General features: G+C 59.9%; 6 protein-coding genes and 2 pseudogenes. 4 read left to right on the plus strand and 4 right to left on the minus strand.

Translation table 11 applies throughout. From position 1 onward, the window contains the following. Window positions 1–93: 93 nt before the first annotated feature. A pseudogene (locus AC2VLV_RS15600) lies at window positions 94–219 on the minus strand (LysE family translocator); the annotation flags it as partial. A gap of 39 nt (window positions 220–258) precedes the next feature. Continuing rightward, on the minus strand, window positions 259–1,044 hold the full coding sequence (locus AC2VLV_RS15605) for a 2OG-Fe dioxygenase family protein (RefSeq protein ID WP_486990849.1): 786 nt from the start codon (window positions 1,042–1,044) through the stop codon (window positions 259–261). Between the two features lie 132 nt (window positions 1,045–1,176). Here AC2VLV_RS15605 and AC2VLV_RS15610 point away from each other — a divergent pair, with 132 nt between their 5' ends. The 4 genes from AC2VLV_RS15610 to maiA all read left to right on the plus strand — a co-directional run bounded on the left by AC2VLV_RS15610 (window position 1,177) and on the right by maiA (window position 4,507). Then, the gene (locus AC2VLV_RS15610) at window positions 1,177–2,061 is read left to right on the plus strand and encodes a LysR substrate-binding domain-containing protein (RefSeq protein ID WP_486990850.1); all 885 of its coding nucleotides are present in this window, start codon (window positions 1,177–1,179) and stop codon (window positions 2,059–2,061) included. Window positions 2,062–2,301: 240 nt separating this feature from the next. Continuing rightward, window positions 2,302–2,847, plus strand: a complete 546-nt coding sequence (locus tag AC2VLV_RS15615; protein ID WP_486990851.1) for a VOC family protein — start codon at window positions 2,302–2,304, stop codon at window positions 2,845–2,847. Beyond that, a complete protein-coding gene (locus AC2VLV_RS15620) occupies window positions 2,844–3,866 on the plus strand; it encodes a fumarylacetoacetate hydrolase family protein (protein WP_486990852.1) in 1,023 nt (340 codons plus the stop codon). The genes AC2VLV_RS15615 and AC2VLV_RS15620 overlap by 4 nt, the downstream gene beginning before the upstream one ends. After that, window positions 3,863–4,507, plus strand: coding sequence for a maleylacetoacetate isomerase (maiA, locus tag AC2VLV_RS15625; RefSeq protein ID WP_486990853.1), 645 nt, complete (start codon window positions 3,863–3,865; stop codon window positions 4,505–4,507). Before AC2VLV_RS15620 ends, maiA begins: the two co-directional genes overlap by 4 nt. Window positions 4,508–4,513: 6 nt before the next feature. On the opposite strand, the gene phhA is transcribed toward maiA, so the two are convergent. Together phhA and AC2VLV_RS15635 are read right to left on the minus strand one after the other, a co-directional pair. Next, entirely contained in the window at window positions 4,514–5,380 is an 867-nt protein-coding gene (gene phhA, locus AC2VLV_RS15630) for a phenylalanine 4-monooxygenase (RefSeq protein ID WP_486990854.1), read from the minus strand. Window positions 5,381–5,395: 15 nt separating this feature from the next. Then, window positions 5,396–5,514, minus strand: a pseudogene (locus tag AC2VLV_RS15635) (4-hydroxyphenylpyruvate dioxygenase); the annotation flags it as partial.

Genomic DNA, 5,514 nt, shown 5'->3' on the forward strand with positions numbered 1-5,514 from the left:
GCCCGGGAATTTCATGATGTGAACGAACCCTCTGAAAAATTCAAATCTGGAGAGATCGGTTGCGAGTGCGTGTGGAGTATTTCAGCAGCCTGCTAAAGCGGTCAGCAATCCCGCCTGTCTGCCAAATAGATAACTGTTGCGAGTCACCATCGCAAAGTCGGGGCCAGGACTGATCACGGCCAAAACAGTGATCAGCATTACAGCCAGTATTTCTGTCATGTCGTTCTCCCATTCATTCGAATACGTACAGATGATGGGTTATCTGTCTCGGAACGTAATGACCAGAACATCCCGCAAACCCGCTTGAGTAGTATCGAGTTGAACGATGGGCATCACGCCATGCCGCACTTGCTCGTCATCAACGATTGCAGCGTCCCACGCGTCGGCGAGTAGAAAGCGGCCGAGACGTGCACCATCAGCGTTAAAGATGTCCGTTTCACCGTTGATGATGTTCTTGCGCTTGACCATCATCATCAAGACGTAATGAACCCCATCTCGATGTACGCGTTCAGGTGTTGGTTGAGCACTGCACAGTTGATTGGCTTCAATGCGGAACTGATGCACCTCGATATGCCAGTTCGCCTTTGGACGAAGACGGCCAAAGGTCTTGCAGCAAAGCCCAAGAATGCCTAGAAAAACCGCGTTGTTGGCAAAGGCATCCTCGATAGGCAGGTAATGACGCGCAATTCCACCATTCAGATGGTTGTAATCAAGACTTTGGTAGTGAGGTTGGTTGGGTTCACGGTGCGCATAGTCACTCGTACTAAGCGCGCTGTAGACCGCATGCCGACGGCGGCGATATCGTCCCCCATCACGCATGTACTGGTCGAGGCCCAGACGGTTCCAACTGTCAGAAAACTCTTGCCATGCGGCATCGTCAGAGCCTCTAGCAGGCATCAGTGCTCGCGTCTTTCGTCCGGGCAGAAAACTGTATCCGTACTGGACAATGCTTGAGCAAATTTGCACAATTGCATCAAAATTTGTTGTAGACGCTGCCGATAGGAACGCTTCTTTAGCTTGCACATTTGAGAAGAGGCTATCCATAAAAAACTCCAATTTTCTGAGGGAAATGCCATTTCGCCTGAGTGATGATGACGAGTCGTTGGAATTCTTCGATATCCGCGCGCAAAGAAAAAGCGATTTTTTGAACGCGCTATAGATCACAAAAAATCAACAATGAAACGCCCACCACTGAATGCGCTTCTCGTATTTGAAGCTGCCGCGAGGCTTCAGAATTTCATGCGAGCCGCTGACGAACTGCATCTCACGCCGAGCGCTGTAAGCCGTCAGATTCGTCTGCTTGAGGAACGGCTGGGCGCAGTGTTGTTCGAGCGGCGCAATCGAGCCGTCTTTTTGACAACTAATGGCAATGCCCTGTTGCTTGCAACGAGTCAGGCGCTCGCTCTGATTGATCATGCAATGGAACGCATTCAAAAAGAGAAAGCCAAGCATGTGCTGGTCTTCTCCTGTGAGCCAACAATCGCCATGAAATGGCTGATTCCCAGGCTCGCGCGATTCCATACGGAACACCCCGATGTGTTGCTGCATCTGATGACGGCAGGAGGACCGATCGACTTTTCGCAGACGGGAGTGGATGTCGCTCTGAGGCGCAATGACTTCAGGTGGGATATCGGATTTCAGGCGGAGCACGTTTGCGATGAATACGTAGGTCCTGTGTGTGGTCCAGAAATTGCCGCGTTGAATGAGGGGCTGGAAGCGGCCGCTCGTCTAAGCACCAAATCACGCTTGGATGCCTGGCAGCGGTGGTACAAGACGTCGGGACACCAGTGGCCCACTGAGCGCGAGATGCTCTACGAACACTTTTATCTATCCATACAGGCCGCCGCAGCCAATTTGGGGGTTGCGATGGCCTCTGCATTGATGGTGGATCAGGATCTCGCGGCGGGACGACTCAAGGCGCCCTACGGTTTTGCGCGAGATGGATCTGCTTACTATCTATTGGCTCCTACGCAGCCAGCAGATGATCCACGTATCGACAAGCTACTTTGGTGGCTGCGGCGCGAATTGGCGCAAACATTGGAGGAATCTTTGCGAGCGTAGGCGAGATGTAGCGAGTCTTCCGCGCTCGTGAGAGACGATTGCCGATCATGATGCAGCGAAGGGCTGCAAAGCATGCATCGGGCCACGCCGAATGGGCAAATCAACAGAGCAACAGACTGAGACGCAGCCTTTCCCAGACTCGGTGGAGAAACCGCGCTGACTTTGCGCCAACGGCAAAGGCTCGTCCAGTCTCTCTGTATTGAGGCTAGAGTTTGGGCATCACAAAACAGGAGACTCATCATGCTGATCCACAAGATCCATCATGTTGCCTACCGCTGCAAGGACGCGCTGCAGACCGCACGCTGGTACGAGCAGCATCTGGACATGAAACTGGTGTTGTGCATTGCCGAAGACACCGTGCCCTCCACGGGCGAGGCCGATCCCTATATGCACATCTTTCTCGATGCAGGTCAGGGCAATATCCTGGCCTTCTTCGAGCTGCCCACGCAGCCCGACATGGGGCGCGACCCCAACACCCCTGTCTGGACCCAGCACCTCGCGCTGGAGGTCGGTTCCATGGACGAACTCCTCGCCGCCAAGCAGCGCCTGCAGGACGCTGGCATCGACGTGCTCGGCCCGACCGATCATGCGCTGTTCCAGTCCATCTACTTCTTCGACCCCAACGGCCACCGCCTGGAGCTGGCGTGCAACACCGCCAGCCCAAAAATGCTGGCTGCGCTCGATGCCGTGAAGTGGGACATGCTCGAAGAATGGGGCCAAACCCGCAAGGCCCCCAAGCACGCCGCCTGGATGCACGACGGCCGTTACAAGGAGATGTTCCAGTGAGACTGGCCACGCTCAAGACCGACACCCCGGACGGCCAACTGGTCGTGGTCAACGACACCCTGACGCTCTGCCAGCCCGTGCCCGACATCGCCCCTACCCTGCAGGCCGCGCTCGACGACTGGACGCGCTGCGCCCCGCTACTGCAGGCCGCAGCGCTGGCCCTGCAAGCCGGTACAGCCAAGCACGCCCAGCCCTTCGACGCCGCCGCCTGCCACTCGCCGCTGCCGCGGGCCTTCCAGTGGGCCGACGGATCGGCCTACATCAACCATGTCGAGCTGGTGCGCAAGGCGCGCAAGGCCGAAGTGCCCGCCACCTTCTACACCGACCCGCTGATGTATCAGGGCGGCTCCGACAGCTTCATCGGCCCCTGCGACCCCATCGTGGCCAAGGAGAGCTGGGGCATCGACTTCGAGGCCGAGGTGGCCGTCATCACCGGAGACGTGCCGCTGGGCGCCACACCCGCGCAGGCGGCGCAGGCCATCCGCCTGGTGTTGCTGGTCAACGACGTGTCGCTGCGCCATCTCATTCCCGCGGAACTGGCCAAGGGCTTCGGCTTCTTCCAGAGCAAGCCCGCGTCGGCGTTCAGCCCGGTGGCGCTCACGCCGGACGAACTTGGCGCGGCGTGGCACGACAACAAGTTGCATCTGCCCCTGCGGGTGGAGGTCAATGGTCGGCGCTTCGGTCATCCGAATGCCGGAGTGGACATGACCTTCGACTTCGCCCAGCTCATCGCCCACGCGGCCAAGACCCGCCGTTTGGCGGCGGGCACGATCATCGGCTCGGGCACGGTGTCGAACAAGCAGGGTGGCCTTTGGGGCTCCAAGGTGGAGCACGGCGGGGTGGGCTATGCCTGCATCGCCGAGGTGCGCACCTACGAGATGATCGAACAGGGCGAGGCGGTCACGCCCTTTCTGCGCGATGGAGATGGGGTGGAGATCAGCATGCACGATGACCAAGGGCGAAACCTGTTCGGCAGCATCCGCAACCGCGTGCAGGCGTTGCCGGAAAGAAGCGAATGAAGCTCTACACCTACTTCCGCAGTTCTGCGGCCTATCGGGTTCGCATTGCGCTGCACCTCAAGGGGCTGGCCTTCGAATCGGTGCCGGTGCATCTGGTGCGCGATGGCGGCCAGCAGCATGACGCGGCTTACGCAGCGCTCAACCCGAACGAAACCGTGCCCACTCTGGACGACGACGGCCAGATCCTGAACCAGTCCCTGGCCATCATCGAGTACCTGGACGAAACCCACCCGAGCCCGCCGCTGCTGCCGGGATCGGCGGCAGACCGCGCGCGCATTCGCGCCATCGCCCAGACCATTGCCTGCGACTTTCATCCCATCAACAATCTGCGCGTGCTGCAGCACCTCACCCGCACCTTCGATCTGAGCGAAGCGCAGAAAGCCGAGTGGTATTGCCATTGGGTCGAGCACGGGCTGCAGACCGCCGAGAAGATGCTCGCAAGCGACCGGCGCACCGGCCGGTTCTGCCACGGCGACACGCCCACCCTGGCCGACTGCTGCCTCGTTCCACAGGTATTCAACGCCCGCCGCTTTGGCTGCAGCCTGGCGGGGCTGACCACCGTGGCGCGCATCTGCGCGGAATGCGACGAGTTGGACGCCTTCGCGCGCGCCGCGCCTGCGCATCAGCCCGACGCCGAATAGACCGCCTCAGACCGTTTCGGCGCTGACCTTTTCGTCCACCTCGTCGGGCAGCAGTGCCCCGGCCTCGATCGCCGGCAGCGCGGCTGCCTGCGCGTAAAGCGCGGCGAAGTCGGGTGCGGTCGCGTCGAACAACTGCTGGAAGCCGTCGATGATGAAATACGTTTCTTGATAGGCGTCGAAGCGATAGCGGCTGCGCAGCAGTCGCAGCAGATCGAAGCGCACCCGCCGCGCCTGTGGGCTGTGGAGGCTGTGTTCCACCTCGCCACCCGACGACAGAATGCCCGCACCATAAATTCGCAGCCCTTGCGGTGTATCAATCAGACCAAACTCCACCGTGTACCAATACAGCCGCGCCAGAAACTGCAGGGCGTGCTGCCCCTGGGCCTTGAGCCCGCCAGCGCCGAACGCCTGCATGTAGTCGGCAAACCGGGGCTCGAACAGCAGCGGCACATGGCCGAACAGATCGTGAAACAGATCGGGCTCGACGATGTAGTCAAACTCTTCCGGCTTGCGCAGCCACACCGTCACCGGAAAACGCCTCGCCGCCAGCAGGCTGAAAAACGCCGCCTCAGGAATCAACCCCGGCACGGCCACGATCTCCCAACCCGTCGCCGCTTTCAGGCGGACGTTGATGTCGTCAAAACGCGGAATGTTGCTGCGCGCCTGCAGATGCGGCAAAGCCCGCACAAACTCCTCGCAAGCCCGCCCGGGCAACAGCGCCATCTGCCGCGCATAGAGCCGTGCGAACAACTCGTGCTCTTGCGGGGTGTAGCGCGCCCATTGCTGCGCGCAGGTGTAGTCGGCTTCGCAATGCGCGTAGTCACCGCGCGGGGTGATGCTGGCCTCGCCGTAGGTGACCGGAACGCTGGACATGTTCGTCTCCTATCTTCAGGCGTTCTGCGTTTCCAGCACGCCGCGGCGCATCTGGTCGAGTTCGATGCTTTCGAACAGCGCCTTGAAGTTGCCCTCGCCGAAGCCCTGGTCGCCCTTGCGCTGGATGATCTCGA

This window comes from Thiomonas sp. TH-17 (assembly GCF_057473305.1).